This is a genomic window from Providencia sp. PROV076 (assembly GCF_028483405.1).
GTDB classification, from domain to species: Bacteria; Pseudomonadota; Gammaproteobacteria; order Enterobacterales; family Enterobacteriaceae; genus Providencia; species Providencia huaxiensis.
Map to the genome: position 1 here is coordinate 221,456 of NZ_JAMPRR010000005.1, position 17,933 is coordinate 239,388.

General features: G+C 38.9%; 19 protein-coding genes. 12 read left to right on the forward strand and 7 right to left on the reverse strand.

From position 1 onward, the window contains the following. Positions 1-9: 9 nt before the first annotated feature. From cmoB to PSF67_RS05120, 5 genes are all read right to left on the reverse strand, one after another. Entirely contained in the window at positions 10-981 is a 972-nt protein-coding gene (gene cmoB / locus PSF67_RS05100) for a tRNA 5-methoxyuridine(34)/uridine 5-oxyacetic acid(34) synthase CmoB (RefSeq protein WP_166265080.1), read from the reverse strand. 2 nt (positions 982-983) lie between these two features. After that, complete coding sequence (gene cmoA / locus PSF67_RS05105) at positions 984-1,733, reverse strand: carboxy-S-adenosyl-L-methionine synthase CmoA (protein ID WP_102140260.1); 750 nt, start codon at positions 1,731-1,733, stop codon at positions 984-986. A gap of 131 nt (positions 1,734-1,864) precedes the next feature. After that, positions 1,865-2,263 carry an MAPEG family protein gene (locus PSF67_RS05110; protein ID WP_102140261.1) on the reverse strand — a complete coding sequence of 133 codons (399 nt, stop codon included), beginning with the start codon at positions 2,261-2,263 and terminating at the stop codon, positions 1,865-1,867. A gap of 149 nt (positions 2,264-2,412) precedes the next feature. Beyond that, the gene (locus PSF67_RS05115) at positions 2,413-2,817 is read right to left on the reverse strand and encodes an NUDIX hydrolase (protein ID WP_166265077.1); all 405 of its coding nucleotides are present in this window, start codon (positions 2,815-2,817) and stop codon (positions 2,413-2,415) included. A 108-nt stretch (positions 2,818-2,925) separates the two neighbouring features. Beyond that, complete coding sequence (locus tag PSF67_RS05120) at positions 2,926-3,249, reverse strand: DUF4377 domain-containing protein (protein WP_166265074.1); 324 nt, start codon at positions 3,247-3,249, stop codon at positions 2,926-2,928. A gap of 511 nt (positions 3,250-3,760) precedes the next feature. Between PSF67_RS05120 and aspS the strand changes: the two genes are divergently transcribed. From aspS to ruvB, 6 genes are all read left to right on the forward strand, one after another. Beyond that, complete coding sequence (aspS, locus tag PSF67_RS05125) at positions 3,761-5,530, forward strand: aspartate--tRNA ligase (RefSeq protein WP_102140264.1); 1,770 nt, start codon at positions 3,761-3,763, stop codon at positions 5,528-5,530. 5 nt (positions 5,531-5,535) lie between these two features. After that, positions 5,536-5,967 (forward strand): dihydroneopterin triphosphate diphosphatase, encoded by a 432-nt coding sequence (gene nudB, locus PSF67_RS05130; protein ID WP_125891079.1) that lies wholly within the window; start codon positions 5,536-5,538, stop codon positions 5,965-5,967. Between the two features lie 30 nt (positions 5,968-5,997). Then, complete coding sequence (locus tag PSF67_RS05135) at positions 5,998-6,741, forward strand: YebC/PmpR family DNA-binding transcriptional regulator (protein ID WP_102140266.1); 744 nt, start codon at positions 5,998-6,000, stop codon at positions 6,739-6,741. Positions 6,742-6,924: 183 nt separating this feature from the next. Continuing rightward, positions 6,925-7,446: a crossover junction endodeoxyribonuclease RuvC gene (gene ruvC / locus PSF67_RS05140; RefSeq protein ID WP_004910683.1), complete on the forward strand. Its 522-nt coding sequence runs from the start codon at positions 6,925-6,927 to the stop codon at positions 7,444-7,446. Positions 7,447-7,608: 162 nt separating this feature from the next. After that, a complete protein-coding gene (ruvA, locus tag PSF67_RS05145; RefSeq protein ID WP_102140268.1) occupies positions 7,609-8,226 on the forward strand; it encodes a Holliday junction branch migration protein RuvA in 618 nt (205 codons plus the stop codon). Positions 8,227-8,242: 16 nt separating this feature from the next. Continuing rightward, on the forward strand, positions 8,243-9,253 hold the full coding sequence (gene ruvB, locus PSF67_RS05150; protein WP_102140269.1) for a Holliday junction branch migration DNA helicase RuvB: 1,011 nt from the start codon (positions 8,243-8,245) through the stop codon (positions 9,251-9,253). A gap of 104 nt (positions 9,254-9,357) precedes the next feature. On the opposite strand, the gene znuB is transcribed toward ruvB, so the two are convergent. Further along, positions 9,358-10,143: a zinc ABC transporter permease subunit ZnuB gene (znuB, locus tag PSF67_RS05155; protein WP_102140270.1), complete on the reverse strand. Its 786-nt coding sequence runs from the start codon at positions 10,141-10,143 to the stop codon at positions 9,358-9,360. Continuing rightward, positions 10,136-10,903 carry a zinc ABC transporter ATP-binding protein ZnuC gene (gene znuC / locus PSF67_RS05160; protein WP_004910688.1) on the reverse strand — a complete coding sequence of 256 codons (768 nt, stop codon included), beginning with the start codon at positions 10,901-10,903 and terminating at the stop codon, positions 10,136-10,138. Before znuC ends, znuB begins: the two co-directional genes overlap by 8 nt. Positions 10,904-10,979: 76 nt before the next feature. Here znuC and znuA point away from each other — a divergent pair, with 76 nt between their 5' ends. The 6 genes from znuA (at position 10,980) to PSF67_RS05190 (ending at position 17,932) form a co-directional block, all read left to right on the forward strand. Beyond that, positions 10,980-11,939, forward strand: a complete 960-nt coding sequence (znuA, locus tag PSF67_RS05165; RefSeq protein WP_102140271.1) for a zinc ABC transporter substrate-binding protein ZnuA — start codon at positions 10,980-10,982, stop codon at positions 11,937-11,939. A 20-nt stretch (positions 11,940-11,959) separates the two neighbouring features. Continuing rightward, the gene (gene mepM, locus PSF67_RS05170) at positions 11,960-13,300 is read left to right on the forward strand and encodes a murein DD-endopeptidase MepM (protein WP_102140272.1); all 1,341 of its coding nucleotides are present in this window, start codon (positions 11,960-11,962) and stop codon (positions 13,298-13,300) included. Between the two features lie 118 nt (positions 13,301-13,418). Continuing rightward, complete coding sequence (lpxM, locus tag PSF67_RS05175; RefSeq protein WP_102140273.1) at positions 13,419-14,393, forward strand: lauroyl-Kdo(2)-lipid IV(A) myristoyltransferase; 975 nt, start codon at positions 13,419-13,421, stop codon at positions 14,391-14,393. Between the two features lie 1,250 nt (positions 14,394-15,643). Next, the gene (locus PSF67_RS05180) at positions 15,644-16,501 is read left to right on the forward strand and encodes a LysR family transcriptional regulator (RefSeq protein WP_102140274.1); all 858 of its coding nucleotides are present in this window, start codon (positions 15,644-15,646) and stop codon (positions 16,499-16,501) included. A 189-nt stretch (positions 16,502-16,690) separates the two neighbouring features. Further along, positions 16,691-17,212, forward strand: a complete 522-nt coding sequence (locus PSF67_RS05185; protein ID WP_166265065.1) for a fimbrial protein — start codon at positions 16,691-16,693, stop codon at positions 17,210-17,212. Between the two features lie 57 nt (positions 17,213-17,269). Further along, on the forward strand, positions 17,270-17,932 hold the full coding sequence (locus PSF67_RS05190) for a fimbrial biogenesis chaperone (protein WP_102140276.1): 663 nt from the start codon (positions 17,270-17,272) through the stop codon (positions 17,930-17,932). Position 17,933 lies beyond the last annotated feature (1 nt).

Here is a 17,933-nt window from a genome sequence, read left to right on the forward strand (position 1 = left end):
ATTTTATCTTTATGGCTTACGAGCAACTAAAATTGCACGTAGTGGTGCGGGGTAACCTTCGATAGTTTTAGTTTTATCATTTGGGTCTAAAAATTCAGCCAGTGAATCTGTTTTCATCCACTGTGTGCGGCGTTGCTCTTCCAAAGAGGTTACTTCTTGGTCAACAATTCGCACATCAACAAAGCCGCATTTTTCCAACCAAACTTTGAGCATTTTAGCGGAAGGAATAAAATAGACATTACGCATTTGGGCGTAACGGTCACCGGGGATCAAACACTGAAATTCATCCCCCTCAATAACCAGGCTCTCTAATACCAATTCGCCTTCACTCACTAATTGGTTCTTAAGTTGCCATAAATGGTCGAGCGGTGAACGGCGGTGGTAAAGTACACCCATTGAAAATACGGTATCAAATGCCTTCAATTCGGGCAGTTGTTCGATACCTAAAGGCAATAAGTGGGCACGTTGGTCATCACCTAGTAGCTTTCTGACGGCTTCAAATTGGCATAAAAATAGTTCAGTTGGGTCGATACCAACAACAAATTTGGCATCTTGCCCTAACATACGCCACATATGGTAGCCACTGCCACAACCAACATCTAAGACATAGCGGTCTTTGAGTGATGAAATATGGGGTAGTACGCGATCCCATTTCCAGTCTGAGCGCCATTCAGTATCAATATTCACGCCATAGAGAGAAAAAGGGCCTTTACGCCATGGCATTAATTGTTCAAGAATATTATTCAGACGTCGCGTTTCGCCCGCAGTGAGTTCGGGTTCGCGCGTTGCTGTCACGCTATTGCGTAAATCCAAATGGGTAGGAACCATAACGGGTAGGTTATCTAGCATTTTCTCCCATGAGGAAAATCCACCGTGTAACCCTTGTTTTTTCCATTCTGAAAGTTGTGCCGGAAGCGTTTCAAGCCAATGACTTAGAGGGCCAACCGCAATTTGTTGGTAAAAACGACCAAAATCAATCATGCCTAGGCCTCTTTAACCGCTAACAGTGAACCAAAATTAAAGCACTGGAACCAAACTTCACAGTGAGTAAAACCGACATTTTTTAAACGCGCTTTATGTGCTTCAACAGAGTCTGTGAGCATCACGTTTTCTAACATACTGCGTTTTTGGCTAATTTCTAATTCACTATAGCCATTTGCCCGTTTGAAGTCGTGATGCATATTGAACAATAATTCACCGATTTCGTTGTCTTCGAAATTGAATTTCTCAGAAAGCACTAAAATACCGCCGGGTTGTAGCCCTTGATAAATTTTACTGAGTAATAATTGGCGATCTTCTGGGTTGAGAAACTGTAAGGTGAAATTGAGCACAACCATGGAAGCATTTTCAATATTTACATCGCGAATATCGCCTTCGATAACGTCAACCGGTGTGTCGGCACGATACGCATCAATATGGCGGCGGCAACGTTCAACCATTGCAGGGGAGTTATCAACAGCAATAATTTTGCTTTTTTCTACTGTAATATTACGCCTTATTGATAAGGTTGCTGCACCTAAAGAGCAGCCTAAATCGTAAACATGGCTGTTGGGCTTGACAAAACGACCCGCTAGCATGCCAATCATCGTAATAATATTAGAGTACCCTGGCACGGAGCGTTGGATCATATCAGGGAATACTTCAGCAACTTTTTCATCGAATTGCCAGTCACCAAGGTTAGCGATAGGCGCAGAGAAAAGGCGGTCTTTTGAGGTTGGATCCGAATTTGACATAAGTTCTGTATTAAGCAAAAACAAAAGTAGTGGAGGATTGTATCAGAAAGGCAGTCTACTGAAAATCAATCCATAAGCAATGAAATAATGAGCGGCACATTAATAACTCGTGCCGTTACAGAGAATAAAAACTAAAGATTAAATGAAACGATTTGCAGCCAAGGTAGGTAATAAGTATTGGCGATAACCATTAGTGCCATAGCAAGGTAAGTGGCTACCATACCTGAACGGCGATATGAATAATCGTGATTTTTCAAGCCGTAAGAGTGCAGTAATCGGCCTGCAATTAAGATCAGACCACAAATATGAATCATCCACACTTGCGCGCCATTCATTTCCATTAAAAGCAGTAAAATCAATGAGATGGGAATGTACTCGATGGCATTACCATGAACGCGGATAGCGGTTTGTAACTCATAAAAACCGCCATCACCATAGGCTATACGGTATTGATTACGCAACTTCACAACATTTAAAGATAATCTAAGCAGCAGTAAGGCACCCAGTACAGCATACAAAGAGCTGACCATTTTTTACTCCACCATAAAACGAATCAAACTATGAAAACACCTAAAAATATAAGTTATAGTAATGGGTATTGACAATATTTTGTGAATTGTAAATCCTAAAAAGCCGTTAGACAAATGAAATCACAACTTTTTTGAGTCAGTCTTACACTCTATTTAATCAAACCTTCTTTTTTTAAGCGAGTTAAAATAGTCACCGCTGTGCTTGAGCAGCGAGGTAAATCGTTAATGCTAAACCAATCCAATTCAGCAATCTCAGCGGCGGGTTGTGGCTCCCCTGTATAGTCCGCAAAGTAACAACGAATACGGACTTGCGTTCCATCTGATTTTCCATCAGCAGGGCCAATGAACTCACCATAAAACCGGATAGAAGCGGTATCTAGCTCAAGTTTTAATTCTTCGGCAATCTCACGGCAGAGTGCTTGTTCGTCAGTCTCACCTTGCTCACGTTTTCCACCGGGTATATAAAATAAACTTTTATTATGGGAACGCACCATCGCAATTTTGTGGTCTGATAAGGCGATCAACCCAAGCTTATCAATGATTTTAACACTCATAATAGGGACACCCTGTTATTTAACGATGATAAGAGAATTATTGCTGTAAGTGAGTCATTAAGTAAACTGATAAAATTACTTAATGACTTAAATTATATTGTTTAAAAATTATTTTTTCTCAACGATTTTTACCAATTCATAACGAATACTTGGGGCATCAGCCGGTGGGTTTGGTACATCGAATTGCTTCACTTGTATAGTATAAGAGAAGCCTGGTTGATATTCGAAGCCTTGAATTGAGCTATAAAAAAGTTGCCAGTCATCACTTGGGTTTTCTTTCACTTTCATACATTTCATTGGGGCAACGCCCATACAATCAGCAAGTGAAGAATCAATATAAAAAGTTTTTGTATTATCAGTCTCTGCGGGTTTCATGTTCTGGCATCCAGCAAGTAGTACGAACATGGAAGTGGCAAGTATAATTTTTTTCATGGGTAGTCCTTAAACTGCAGATGGTGATTAATTTCAGCGCTATATCTATATATTTTGATTATAGCAAACTGAAAAAGGTAACGATTCTGAAATAGAAAGATTAATGATTAAAGCGATATTTATTAACCAATAATTGAATTGGAATACATTAAGTGGTGGTTTTTCACTCAAAAAGGTATCGAACTGATGAAATAAACCTTTGCTGCAATATGTACATGGTGCGGATAGTCCCTTAAAATCGATAGGATCATCGTGATAGACGTCTATCTCGCTATTCAATTTTATTGTTGTTGATTAGAAAAACAATAATTGATGAAAATATGATTAAAAACAAAATGGTTTACGCGTTATGTAGAATACGTAACTATTTGTCTAACAGAATTTCCTGTATAATGTCTGCCTTTTTGACATTCTGAATTTTCAGCCCGTGTTTCGCAGATAAATAGGGTTCAGCAAAATGCCAAAATCCCGCAGCAAGCAAAAGCACAACAGCTGAGTAAAAGGATATTGTATGCGTACTAATTATTGTGGGCAGTTAAACATCGCTCACGAAGGCCAAAAAGTCACTCTTAGTGGATGGGTAAACCGCCGTCGCGATTTAGGTGGTTTGATTTTTATCGATATGCGTGACCGTGAAGGGATCGTGCAAGTTTTCTTCGACCCCGATCGTAAAGACATATTTGAAAAAGCGTCAGAACTGCGTAATGAGTTCTGTATCCAAATCACAGGGACAGTACGCGCACGTCCAGATAGCCAAAAAAATAAAGATATGGCAACGGGCGAAATTGAAGTTTTTGCTGAAGAACTGAATGTTTTCAATAAGTCAGAGCCACTACCATTAGATAGCAACCAAACGAATACAGAAGAGCGTCGTTTAAAATATCGCTATTTAGATTTGCGCCGTCCAGAGATGTCTGAGCGTCTGCGCACGCGTGCCAAAATTACCAGCTTTGTTCGTAACTTTATGGATAACGAAGGGTTTTTGGACGTTGAAACGCCAATGCTAACCAAAGCAACACCAGAAGGTGCTCGTGACTATTTAGTGCCAAGTCGTGTTCATAAAGGTAAATTTTACGCATTACCTCAATCACCGCAACTGTTTAAACAGTTGCTGATGATGTCAGGCTTTGACCGTTATTATCAAATCGTAAAATGCTTCCGCGATGAAGATTTACGTGCAGACCGCCAGCCTGAATTTACCCAAATCGATGTTGAAACCTCTTTCATGACCGCAGAGCAAGTGCGTGAAATTATGGAACGTATGATCCGTAATTTATGGTTAGAGGTAAAAGGGGTTGATTTAGGCAACTTCCCAATCATGACCTTTGCGGAAGCTATGCGTCGTTATGGTTCAGATAAACCAGACTTACGTAATCCAATGGAGCTGGTGGATGTGGCGGATATCGTAAAAGATGTTGAATTTGCGGTGTTCTCAGGCCCAGCAAATGACCCGAAAGGCCGTGTTGCAGCTCTGAAAGTTCCTGGTGGCGCAGCTATGACGCGTAAACAAATCGACGAATATGGTCAATTTGTTGGTATTTATGGTGCGAAAGGCTTGGCTTGGATGAAAGTCAACGAGCGAGCTAAAGGCCTTGAAGGCATTCAAAGCCCAGTTGCAAAATTCTTGAGTGAAGATGTGATTAACCAGTTATTAGACCGTACTGGTGCTGTTGATGGCGATATCTTGTTATTCGGCGCGGGCGCAAAAAATGTGGTGACCGATTCAATGGGTGCGTTACGTTTGAAAGTCGGTCGTGACTTTGAATTAACCGATTTAAATAGCTGGCAACCACTGTGGGTGATTGATTTCCCAATGTTTGAAGATAATGGTGAAGGCGGGTTAACTGCGATGCACCATCCATTTACTTCACCTAAAGATTTCTCACCTGAAGAACTGGCGAGTAAACCTGAAGAAGCCGTTGCTAATGCGTATGATATGGTCATCAATGGTTACGAAGTTGGTGGTGGTTCAGTACGTATTCACCGCAATGAAATGCAACAAACAGTATTTAGCATTTTAGGTATTAATGAAGAAGACCAACGTGAAAAATTTGGCTTCTTATTGGATGCATTGAAATATGGTACACCGCCACACGCAGGTTTAGCATTTGGTCTTGACCGTTTAGTCATGTTGTTAACAGGCACTGATAATATTCGTGATGTTATTGCTTTCCCGAAAACAACAGCAGCTGCGTGCCTAATGACGAATGCACCGAGCCATGCGAATCCTGATTCATTAACGGAACTCGCTATCGCGGTGGTTGCGAAAGACGAAGAGTAAGTTCAATGAAAAAATATAAGCGCCCGGAATCAGTATTAGTCATTATTGTGGCTCAAAGTAGTGGGCGGGTGCTTATGTTACGACGTAAAGACGACCCAAACTTCTGGCAATCAGTGACTGGAAGTTTGGAGCCTGATGAAAAGCCGTACGAAACGGCGTGTCGTGAAATTAAAGAAGAGACAGGTTTTGAGGTTGAACAAAACCAGCTACAAGATTTGTCGCACAGTATTATCTTTGAAATTTTCCCGCATTTCAGGCATCGTTATGCACCCGATGTTACGCATTGTAAAGAACATTGGTTTAAAATGGTGCAAAGTGAAGAAAAAATGCCATTACTGACGGAACACAGTGAATTTCGTTGGCTAGCCCCCGATGAAGCAGCGAGCTTAACGAAATCCTGGAGCAACAGTCAGGCTATTTTAGAATTTGCTGTTTAATTATTTATTGACGTTTTTTGGAGATATTTCATGGCAGGTCATAGTAAATGGGCCAACACCAAACACCGTAAAGCGGCACAAGATGCTAAACGCGGTAAAATTTTCACTAAAATTATCCGTGAATTAGTGACTGCAGCTCGTTTAGGTGGTGGTGATCCCGCAACTAACCCGCGTTTACGTGCGGCTATAGATAAAGCATTATCTAACAACATGACTCGTGACACTTTAAACCGTGCTATCGCACGTGGTGTTGGTAATGATGATAATGATAATATGGAAACCATCATTTATGAAGGTTATGGCCCAGGTGGAACGGCTGTTATGGTTGAATGCTTAAGTGATAACCGTAACCGTACTGTTTCTGAAGTGCGTCATGCATTTACTAAAACGGGTGGTAACTTGGGTACAGACGGTTCCGTTTCTTACTTATTTACTAAACGCGGCGTGATCACTTATGCACCTGGCGTTGATGAAGATGCCATAATGGATGCGGCATTAGAAGCAGGCGCTGATGATGTTGAAACTTATGATGATGGTGCAATCGATGTCTACACAACGCCAGAAACGTTTGGTGAAGTGAAAGATGCACTAGATGCTGCAGGTTTCACCAGTGAAGCCGCAGAAGTATCGATGATCCCATCGACTAAAGCGGAGTTAGATGCAGAAACGGCTCCTAAATTATTACGTCTTATTGATATGTTAGAAGATTCAGACGACGTACAGGAAGTTTACCACAATGGTGATATTTCTGACGAAGTCGCTGCCACACTGTAAGTCGTGAGGCACTAAGTGGCCATTTAGTCATTTAGCATAATCCGCGTAGAGAAAGCCGGCTGGCGCAGCCTGCTTTCTCTAACGCCTTCTATTCTTTCCTTTCCTTTATCCGCTATACTTTCTTTGAATCGACGAGCTAACTAAAACAGTTTAATTAATATAACGAGGAATAAATAAACGTATATGGCGATTATTTTAGGTATTGACCCCGGTTCTCGTGTTACGGGATACGGTGTTATTCGCCAGCAAGGCCGGCAATTGCTGTATTTAGGCAGTGGATGTATTCGTACCCAAGTTGATGATTTACCAAGTCGTCTGCAACGAATTTATGCGGGTGTCTCGGAAATTATCACCCAATATCAACCTGATGTATTATCCATTGAACAAGTTTTTATGGCGAAGAATGCGGATTCAGCATTAAAACTTGGTCAAGCCCGAGGGGTTGCAATTGTTGCTGCTGCAAACATGAATATACCCGTATTCGAATATGCGGCTCGCCAAGTGAAACAGACGGTTGTAGGCACAGGAGCTGCAGAAAAAAGCCAAGTACAACATATGGTTAAATCTATTCTGAAGTTGTCGGCGAGCCCACAATCTGATGCGGCAGATGCTTTGGCAATTGCGATTACACATTGCCATTTCAATCAAAACCTTTTAAAAGTTGGCGACCCACGGTTAGTTTTAACTCGCGGCCGTTTAAGATAGCGAGTTTATCTTAAACAGAATCGCTTATTAATAAATAGCGCGTAGCTGGATATGCATCCAGCATTTTTTGTGGTATAAACAACGGTATTAATGATAATAAACCAACCTGTTCAGGGTTTAGATAGTATGTTCAGGGTTTAGATAGCAATAGAGGGCTTCAATGTGATAGGTCGTTTACGTGGTATTGTTTTAGAAAAGCAACCTCCAATCGTATTATTAGAGCTACAAGGTGTCGGTTATGAAGTTCATATGCCGATGACTTGTTTCTATGAATTACCCGAAATTGGTCAAGAAGCGATTGTTTTCACTCATTTTGTTGTTCGTGAAGATGCCCAATTATTATATGGCTTTAACGACAAGCAAGAAAGGGCGCTATTTAAAGAACTGATCAAAGTTAATGGGGTTGGTCCAAAATTAGCTCTAGCAATTTTATCAGGGATGTCTGCTCAACAATTTGTTTCTGCGATTGAACAAGAAGCTATCGCATCACTGGTTAAATTACCTGGTATTGGTAAGAAAACGGCAGAACGTTTAGTGGTCGAAATGAAAGACCGCTTCAAAGGCCTAAATGGCGATTTATTTAATCAAAATAGTGACATTAACCTACCAAGTGTGAACAGCAAAGTACCAAGCATGGCTGATATTGAGGCAGAAGCAGCTGCTGCATTGATTGCTTTAGGGTACAAACCACAAGAAGCAAGCCGTATGGTGAGTAAAGTCGCAAAACCGGATAGCGACTCTGAAACATTGATCCGTGATGCCCTTCGTGCCGCACTTTGATTGAGAGACGTTGAATATGATTGAAGCTGATCGCCTAATAACGGCTGAAGTATTACAGTCAGATGAAGAAGCTATTGACCGTGCGATCAGGCCAAAGCTATTGAATGAATACATTGGTCAGCCCCAGGTTAAAGACCAAATGGAAATATTTATTCAGGCGGCAAAAATGCGGGGCGATGCGCTTGACCATTTGCTAATCTTTGGTCCTCCAGGGTTAGGTAAAACAACTCTGGCTGGGATTGTTGCAAATGAACTAGGCGTTAATCTGCGTACAACTTCAGGGCCCGTATTAGAAAAAGCAGGCGATTTAGCGGCCATGTTAACTAATTTAGAACCTCATGATGTCCTATTCATTGATGAAATCCATCGATTATCTCCAGTTGTTGAGGAAATACTTTATCCCGCAATGGAAGATTACCAGCTAGATATCATGATAGGTGAAGGGCCTGCTGCGCGTTCTATTAAAATTGATCTCCCTCCTTTCACATTAATTGGTGCGACGACTCGGGCTGGGTCACTCACATCACCATTACGTGATAGGTTCGGTATTGTGCAACGCCTAGAATTTTATCAAGTTAATGATCTACAACATATTGTCAAACGTAGCGCCCAATACATGGGGCTAGACATCACCGAAGAAGGGGCTCTACAAGTTGCTATGCGCTCAAGGGGAACTCCACGTATTACCAACCGTTTGTTGCGTCGCGTGCGGGACTTTGCTCAAGTAAAAGGCGATGGTTCAATTGATGGGCTAATAGCTAACCAAGCATTAGACATGTTAAATGTTGATGCTGCAGGCTTTGATTATTTAGATAGAAAGCTTCTGGTGGCTATTATTGATAAATTTATGGGCGGCCCAGTTGGTGTTGATAACCTTGCAGCAGCCATTGGGGAAGAGCGTGAAACCATAGAAGATGTTTTAGAACCTTATCTTATCCAGCAAGGCTTTATTCAGCGCACCCCTAGAGGCCGAATGGCGACGGTTCATGCATATAACCACTTTGGTTTAACCCCTAAAGAAATTTAATTATATTAAATAAATAAAAATGGCCCAACATTGAAAGCAATGTTGGGGCCATTTGCATCAAAAATTGTATGTAACAACTGAAATTATGTAGCTCATAGCTTAAATTAATTTTTCGCTTTTATTACTAAACTAAATACGAACAGAATAGCGGATACCAACACCACAGACGGCCCTGCAGGGGTATCGTAGAAAGCAGAAAGTGTTAGCCCACCAGTCACAGCAATCATACCAATTAAGACAGCGATAGAAGCCATTTGCTCAGGCGTTCGAGCAAAACGCCGAGCCGTTGCCGCGGGTATAATTAATAAAGACGTAATAATTAACGCCCCGACAAATTTCATTGCAATACCAATTGTTAGTGCGGTAACTAGCATTAGTAATAAACGCAGTCTTTGAATATTAATGCCATCAACAAAAGCAAGTTCAGGGCTAACCGTTATGGACAAAAGTGCCCGCCAACGATAAAAAAGCAACCCGCAAACGACAATAACGCCAATAAAAATCGTTATAATATCCTCATAGCTGACTGAGAGTAAGTCACCAAATAAATAAGCCATTAGGTCAACACGGACATTAGCCATTAAGCTAACAACAACTAGACCTAAAGAGAGTGAACTGTGCGCCATAATACCCAGTAGAGTATCAACAGCAAGTTGTGGCCGCTTTTCTAGCCAAACTAAAATTAAGGCCAATAACAAAGTGACAGCAATAACAGCATAGAATGGGTTGATGTTTAATAGAAGCCCAAATGCGACGCCTAGCAATGAAGCATGGGCTAGTGTATCGCCAAAATAGGACATACGGCGCCACACAACAAAAGAGCCTAGAGGACCTGCCGCAATGGCAAGTAGCATACCTGCTATCCAGCCGGGTAATAGTAACTCAATCATGTTTGCAGTCCTTGCTGTGTTGGTGGCCAACAATAATATTGCCTTCTAAATCATGTTGATGATTATGTTGATGGCGGTATACACCGAGTTGTTGAGCACCGCGATAACCAAACATTGCCACAAACTCAGGGTGGTTTGAAACAACGTCTGGCGCGCCAGAACAGCAAATATGGCCGTTAATGCAAAGTACTTTATCTGTTTTTGCCATTACGAGATGTAAGTCATGGGAGACCATTAATACGGCGCAGTTAAGCTCAGTTCTTAACTGATTAATTAAGTCATATAGAGCAACTTGACCTGTGATATCAACGCCTTGAGCGGGCTCGTCAAGCACTAGCAAGTCAGGTTTATTGAGTAGGGCGCGAGCCAGTAAAACACGCTGAGTCTCACCGCCTGATAACTTTTGCATTGGTTGTTCGAGTAAATGCGTTGCCTTGACCCTCTCGAGGGCGGGTAACAAATGCTCTTTACGAACACCAAGCTTTAATAACATAAACCGTTTAACCGTAAGAGGAAGCGTCGTATCTAAGTGAAGTTTTTGTGGAACATAACCAATAGCGAGAGAAGAAGGACGCGTAATGGTACCTGATGTAGGGGCAAGTAACCCGAGTACAACACGTACAATTGTTGATTTTCCAGCGCCATTCGGGCCTAAAAGGGTCACGATATCACCTTTATTCAGTTCAAAGGTAACATCGTTGAGAACCTGTTTTTCGCCAAATGAAACAGAAATCTTATTTAAAGTTAGTAGTGGTTGCATGTGAAAAACATCTTGCAGAATTCATGTTGTGTTATATTATAACATTTCAAAGTTAAAATCACGGAAAAAGACTGCTATGATACATAAATCGAAAAACATTGCCTGTAAATTTCTTTTTGGGGCAGTGGCAAGCTCGGTATTAAGTGCAACAATGGTATCAACCGCGAATGCTGATGTTGTGACTTCAATTCGTCCACTGGCCTTTATTGCAGCTGGTATTGCTGATGGTGTCACTGAGACACAAGTTTTATTACCAGATGGCGCTTCGCCTCATGATTATGCACTTAAACCTTCTGATTTGAAAAAAATTAAACAGGCTGATTTATTTGTATGGGTTGGGCCTGATATGGAAATGTTTTTACAGAAGCCAATCAATACATTACCACAGAATAAACGCCTAGCATTAGCTGAACAGAAAAATATTAAGCCGCTACTTATGGCTGAGTCCCATGAAGATGAACATGACCATGAACATGGAGATGAGGCTAATCATGACAAGGATCACGAACATCATCATCATGGTGAGTATAATATGCACATCTGGTTATCACCAGAGATCGCAAATTTTGCTGCGCAAGACATTTATGAACGTTTAGTAGAGCTTTATCCTGAACAAAAAGATAAGCTAGACGTAAACCTTCGTAAATTCAAAGAAAATATGACGCAAAATGATCAGAATATTGCTAATATTTTGCAGCCAGCTAGAAACAAGGGTTATTTCGTTTTTCACGACGCTTATGGCTACTTTGAAAAACACTATCAACTCGCTCCTTTAGGGCATTTTACGATAAACCCAGAAATACAGCCAGGCGCGCAAAAATTACATCAAATACGAACACAATTGGTTGAGCATAAAGCGCAATGTGTTTTTGCTGAGCCACAATTCAGGCCTGCTGTGATTGAAAGCGTAGCACGTAATACGGGGGTGAAAATGGGAACTCTCGACCCACTAGGAATTGGGCTGGCTATAGAGCCGGATAGCTACATGAAGTTTTTGACTCAACTATCAGAGCAATACGCCAGCTGCCTGGATTAAAAATAGAAGGAATTGTTTAAGTGCAGCAAATGGCCAAGAGTCTGGTTCAGGTATACGGTAGCCTGTCTAGAACACACAAAATTGTATTAAGTGCGCTCACTGTAGCGACTATGGCCGTCGCAATTTGGCGGCCAGTTCATATACCAACAACGACTGAAAATGACGGAACACCAGATACCATCATTCCGCTCTCATTATTACCTGCAAGTGATGCTACCGACGATATAATTCAAGATAGTAGTGAACAGCTACCTGATGAAGGCCTCGCTGATACTGACGCTGAAGCTGCAGAAACTGGTGGGGCAGCAGCACCTCTCGTTCATGAATATGTTGTTGCAAGTGGTGATAATTTAACGACTATTTTAACTCAATTCGGTATTGAAGCGGGTGATGTTGCAACACTATCCAATCAACATAAATCGCTGAGAAACCTGAAAATAGGCCAATCTTTAAATTGGTCGTTAACTGATCAAGGCGAATTAGAATCATTGACATGGGAAGTTTCTCGCCGTGAGACCCGTGTATTTACCCGCGTTGGAACGACAAACAAATTTGAAGAAGCCAAACAAATTCGTGAAGGTGAGTGGACTAACAGTGTATTAAAAGGCACGGTTGACGGTTCATTTGCACAAAGTACAAATAAAGCTGGCTTAACACGCAATGAAGGTCGTGAGGTGATCAAAGCCTTGCAATGGCAAGTTGACTTCAAAAAATTGAAGAAAGGCGATAAATTCAGTGTGTTAATGAGTAGAGAAATGCTGAATGGCCGTAGTGAACAGAGCCAACTCATTGGTGTTCGTCTACAAACAAATGGAAAAAGCTATTACGCTTTTCGTGCTGAAGATGGGCGATATTATGATAGCGAAGGGAATGGCTTAGAACGCGGTTTCTTACGTTTTCCAACTGCTAAACAATTTAGAGTTTCTTCACAATTCAACCCTCGACGAGTTAACCCAGTTACTGGGCGTGTAGCACCTCATAAAGGTGTGGACTTCGCAATGCCAGTTGGCACACCAGTGCTTGCTGTTGGTGATGGTGAAGTCATTGTTTCAAAATACAGCGGTGCTGCAGGTAACTTTATTGCGATCCGTCATGGGCGTCAATATACCACGCGTTACATGCACTTACGCCAGCTATTAGTTAAGCCAGGTCAAAAAGTTAAGCGCGGTGATCGAATTGCGCTATCGGGCAATACTGGGCGTTCGACTGGGCCTCATCTACATTTTGAAATGTGGGTTAATCAACAAGCGGTAAACCCACTCACTGCGAAATTACCTAGTTCTGGTGGCTTGACAGGGAAAGAGCGTAAGGAATACTTAGCGCTAGTTAAAGAAACTAAACCACAACTTAAACTACAATAACTTAAGTTTCTATTTTTATCGCTGGCAGGTACTTGTATCTGCCAGTTTTCTTTGTAATGCTCCCGTAAACTATTATTATAAGCTATAGAAAGATAGCTATTATTCACTTGAGTACAGCATGAATAAAGATCAAGACACTGATAGTAAAAAAGGCTATGTGCCAACGTTTCACCGCTCTTACCTTTTACCTAAATATTGGGGAGTGTGGCTAGGGGCCGGTGTTTTAGCCGGATTGGCTTTCATTCCGGTTAAAATACGTGATCCTTTACTGGCTAAAATAGGAAAATGGGTTGGACGACTAGCAAAGAGTGGTCGCCGTCGCGCTAAAATTAACTTACTTTACTGTTTTCCTGAATTGACAGAACATCAACGAGAAGAGTTAGTTGATCGCATGTTTGAAACCGCACCACAATCTTTTGTCATGCTGGCTGAGCTATGTCTGCGTGGTGCGAGTAAAACGCTAGCTAGAACGCATTGGCATAATCAAGAAATTATAGAGCGTTTAAAGCAGCAGCAAAGTAATGTTATTTTTATGGTACCTCATGGGTGGGGCGTTGATGTCCCTGCGATGTTATTAGCAGCCAAAGGCCAGCAAATGGCTGCCATGTTTCATCACCAAAAGAACCCCGTTGCAGATTATTTATGGAATAAAGCAAGATACCATTTTGGGGGGCGCTTACACTCAAGAGAGGCGGGTATTAAGCCTTTTATTGCTTCTGTTAGGCAAGGTTATTGGGGCTTTTATTTACCTGACCAAGATCATGGTGAAGAGCATAGTGAATTTGTCGATTTTTTTGGCACATATAAGGCAACATTACCTGCAATCGGTCGGCTAATGAAGGTATGTAAAGCGAAAGTTGTGCCACTGTTTCCTGTTTATGACCATAAAACGCATCAATTGCATATTTATATTCGTGAACCGATGGATGATATTGATGGAAAGGATGATAAGTATATAGCACGAAGAATGAATGAGGAGCTGGAGTACCTGGTTGCTCCGAATTTAGAACAGTACACATGGATATTAAAGCTATTGAAAACGCGAAAAGAGGGTGAAATAGAACCTTATCAGCGAAAAGACCTCTATCGTTAGTGTACAGATATACAGAATAAATTTTAAGCCATTACTTTTTAGTAATGGTTTTTTTTATTTAAAAGTGAGTATTTATAGAAATATACGCTTGATGATTGGTAATTTTAAAAAACTGTACACGATTATTAATAACGAAAATTTAGGATAGTACATTAATGATTTATGGATGTTTCATTCATTTTTTGAGCTGTATCTAATTTTTGTAAAGTCTTGATAAAAAGAAGAAGAACAAGGTTCAAGTTAACTTATTGATTTATATATCGATTGTAAATATTGCATTGTATATTTATAACTTACATGACAGATAGTTAAGTGCAATATAAGGAAGATATGCTTAATGAACACGATAAAAGAGCAAAAAAGCTTATGTATTCGTTCGATTGACAAGAGTTAATCTAAGGTATGCTAAAAAGTTTTGGACGGTAACATTTAATCCTAAGCTCAGAAGTCAATTTTATACATGGGTAAGGAAATGAGAACAATTAGATATTTTTTTTAGAAAAAATGGTAGTAGCCATTCAAAGCATTAATTGTAGAATGAACGAGGGTTAAGATTATTACTTGCCGAAGATCAGATAAACTAGAACTGATAAATATCATACCGTATCGTTTTAAGTAATTATTATTCTAATCATATTATTATTAGCTGTAATTAGCCTGTGTTGCATCAATCATAAAATTAAATCTTAGTATAAATACGAGGTGACTTTATTTCAATGTTTGTATTGTGATATTCCTCTTTATTTATCTAATGCAAAGCCAACTATCCAGTAGATAATATTATAAAACCATCATTAAATGACTAACCAATTATGGTTATTATTTGTGTACTTCACCATGATTATAATTGAGTACTGTTTTTTTATTCTAAAATTATTTTTTGTTTAATCTTTATAAGATTATTAATTTTTTATTTAATAAAATAATTTATTTTTATTTGGTATTAAAAATGCTATGGGTGTTTTTTTTGTTTACATTATTACTTTGTTATTTTTTCAATTTAAAATTGAAATTATTTATAGGTTATTTCTATTCATGATGTAGTCAGTGTGAAAATTATATTTTACATATAAAACGGATCTTCATATTAAAAATTATTCCTTACATACAAAAAAAAGAACTTAAATAATTTTAAACATATGAGTAAATACTAATCGTTATGTATAATCACTTATTAACGACTATAAAATATATTGCTATATTTTAATTATATAATAAAAATAACTCCCAGATTAATACTTGGAGACTCTATGGAAAAAACTCGAACAACGTTAGATCAATGGATAACTCTACAGGCAGTGGTTGACTGCGGTGGTTTTGCTCAAGCAGCTGAAATTTTGCATAGGACACAATCATCAATTAGTTACACCATTAGTAAATTAGAGCAAACATTGGAAATTGAAATATTTTCTTTAGAAAAACGTCGTGCAGTATTAACTAGACAAGGAGAGCAGCTATTAGCGCTATCGAGAGAGGTAACAAATAAAGCAATTTCATTAGAAAAGGTTGCTAAATCATTAAATTATGAAGGAAACAATAAAATTAATATTGTTATTGATTCACTATATCAAAGTGATGAAATACTGAAAAAAATTGGGGATTTAAGTCGGTCTAGAAAGGATTATGATATTGATTTAAAACGTTTATTATTAAAAAAAACAGATATTTTTGGGGTTAAAAATTATGATTTATTAATTACTCACCATTACGTTGAGTCGTTAAACCCTATATTCCTTGAGCAAGTTGAGGCGGTGTTTGTAACCAATCCAAATCATAAACTTCAACATTGCCAGGCTGATAATATATTGAAATCAATGGAAAAAACAACATTGATTGCTTTGGAGTCTACAGAGATAGATGGTATGAAAAGTATCCAAACTATTCATGTTCCTAATGTGGATTTAGCAATTCAATTAACAGAGAATTCGATTGGGTATTTATGGTTACCAAAGAATTTAGTCCAGAAGGAATTGAATAATAATTCATTAAAAGAGCTGAAAACAGCAAATAAAAAATCATTCTATAATTTCTACATGTATATGAATAAAAATTCAATGGATAATGAAATTTTAAGATACTACCTTATTGATAATGAAAAAATTAAATGAATGAGTCAATTAATGAATAATTAAAATAAAACATAAATATTTTAGATGTCATTTTAAAAAATTCAATGTATCCATTAGTTAACTTAACTAAAGGTAAATGGTATATTTCTTTCGCACACCCAATATGAGTAATTTATTTATTCATATAGTAGCAATTAATAATTAAAGATTTTTATTATAGGAACTATTATGAGTATTCTAAAAAAATCCCTAGCAGTAATAGGGGTTGCTTTAGCTGTAACATCTGCACCAACTGTTTTTGCTTCAGGTACAATTAATTTTACCGGGGAAATAACTGACATTGCTTGTACAGTTGATAGTAACTCAAAAAATTTAAATGTTGACCTTGGAAAGGTATCAGCTAAAAGTTTAGCTGCACAGGGTGAAGTTGCAGGGTTGAAAGACTTCACGATTAAGCTTGTTGATTGTCCAGCAAACTCGAAAGTAACCGTACGCTTTGGTGGTACACGTGATACTGCAGACCGCGATATTCTTGCAATTAACCAAGGTGCAGGTGTTGCAAATAATGTCGGTATTGCTTTATTTGAAAAAGACGCAACAACACAAATCAAATTATTTGATGATTCAAAACAAATTGAATTCGATGGTGCAACAGTAGACTTAGATTACGTAGCTCGTTATAAAGCAACAGGCGTAGCAACTGCTGGTCCTGCTAATAGTAGTGCAGTATATAGCATTCAATATCATTAATTAGTTGGAGGGTGACAATGGTTGCCCTCTTTCTCACATCAATATCATGGCTGTTTTATGAAAAAAATATTTTTTTCAATCTGTATATGTTTATTTTCTATTTCTAACATCTCTCAAGCGTCAGGTATTAGTGTAGGTGGAACGCGTTTTGTCTATGAAGAAAACAAACGTGAAATTGATATCCCGATTTTTAATAGTGATAAAGAAAAACCATTTTTAATCCAAAGTTGGGTTTCTCCATTTAATGGTGAGGGTAAAGCACCATTTATTGCGACGCCACCATTATTCCGAATTGAACCAGATACAAATGGTTCAGCGAGGATCTCATACATAGGTGAACCTATAAATTCAAATGAAGAAAAAATCTATTTGCTTAATATTAAATCAATACCACCTAAAGATAATAGTATTGAAAATGAGCTACAGATAATTATAAACTCACAATTTAAACTGTTTTTAAGGTCGAAAGATATTGAACCTTTTGATTTTGAAAAGGTTAATTTAATTGAGAAATCAGATGGAGTTATGATTGATAACCAAACACCATATCATTTATCAATCAAAAATATCCTTATCAATGGCAAGGTCATTGATGGTGCTAGCTTAATATACCCATTTAAAAATGATTATATTCTTAAGAAAAAAACAAATAATAGTGATTCAATAGTTGTTCAGTTTATTAATGACTATGGCGCTATCATAGAGAAAAAAACCAAGTAAG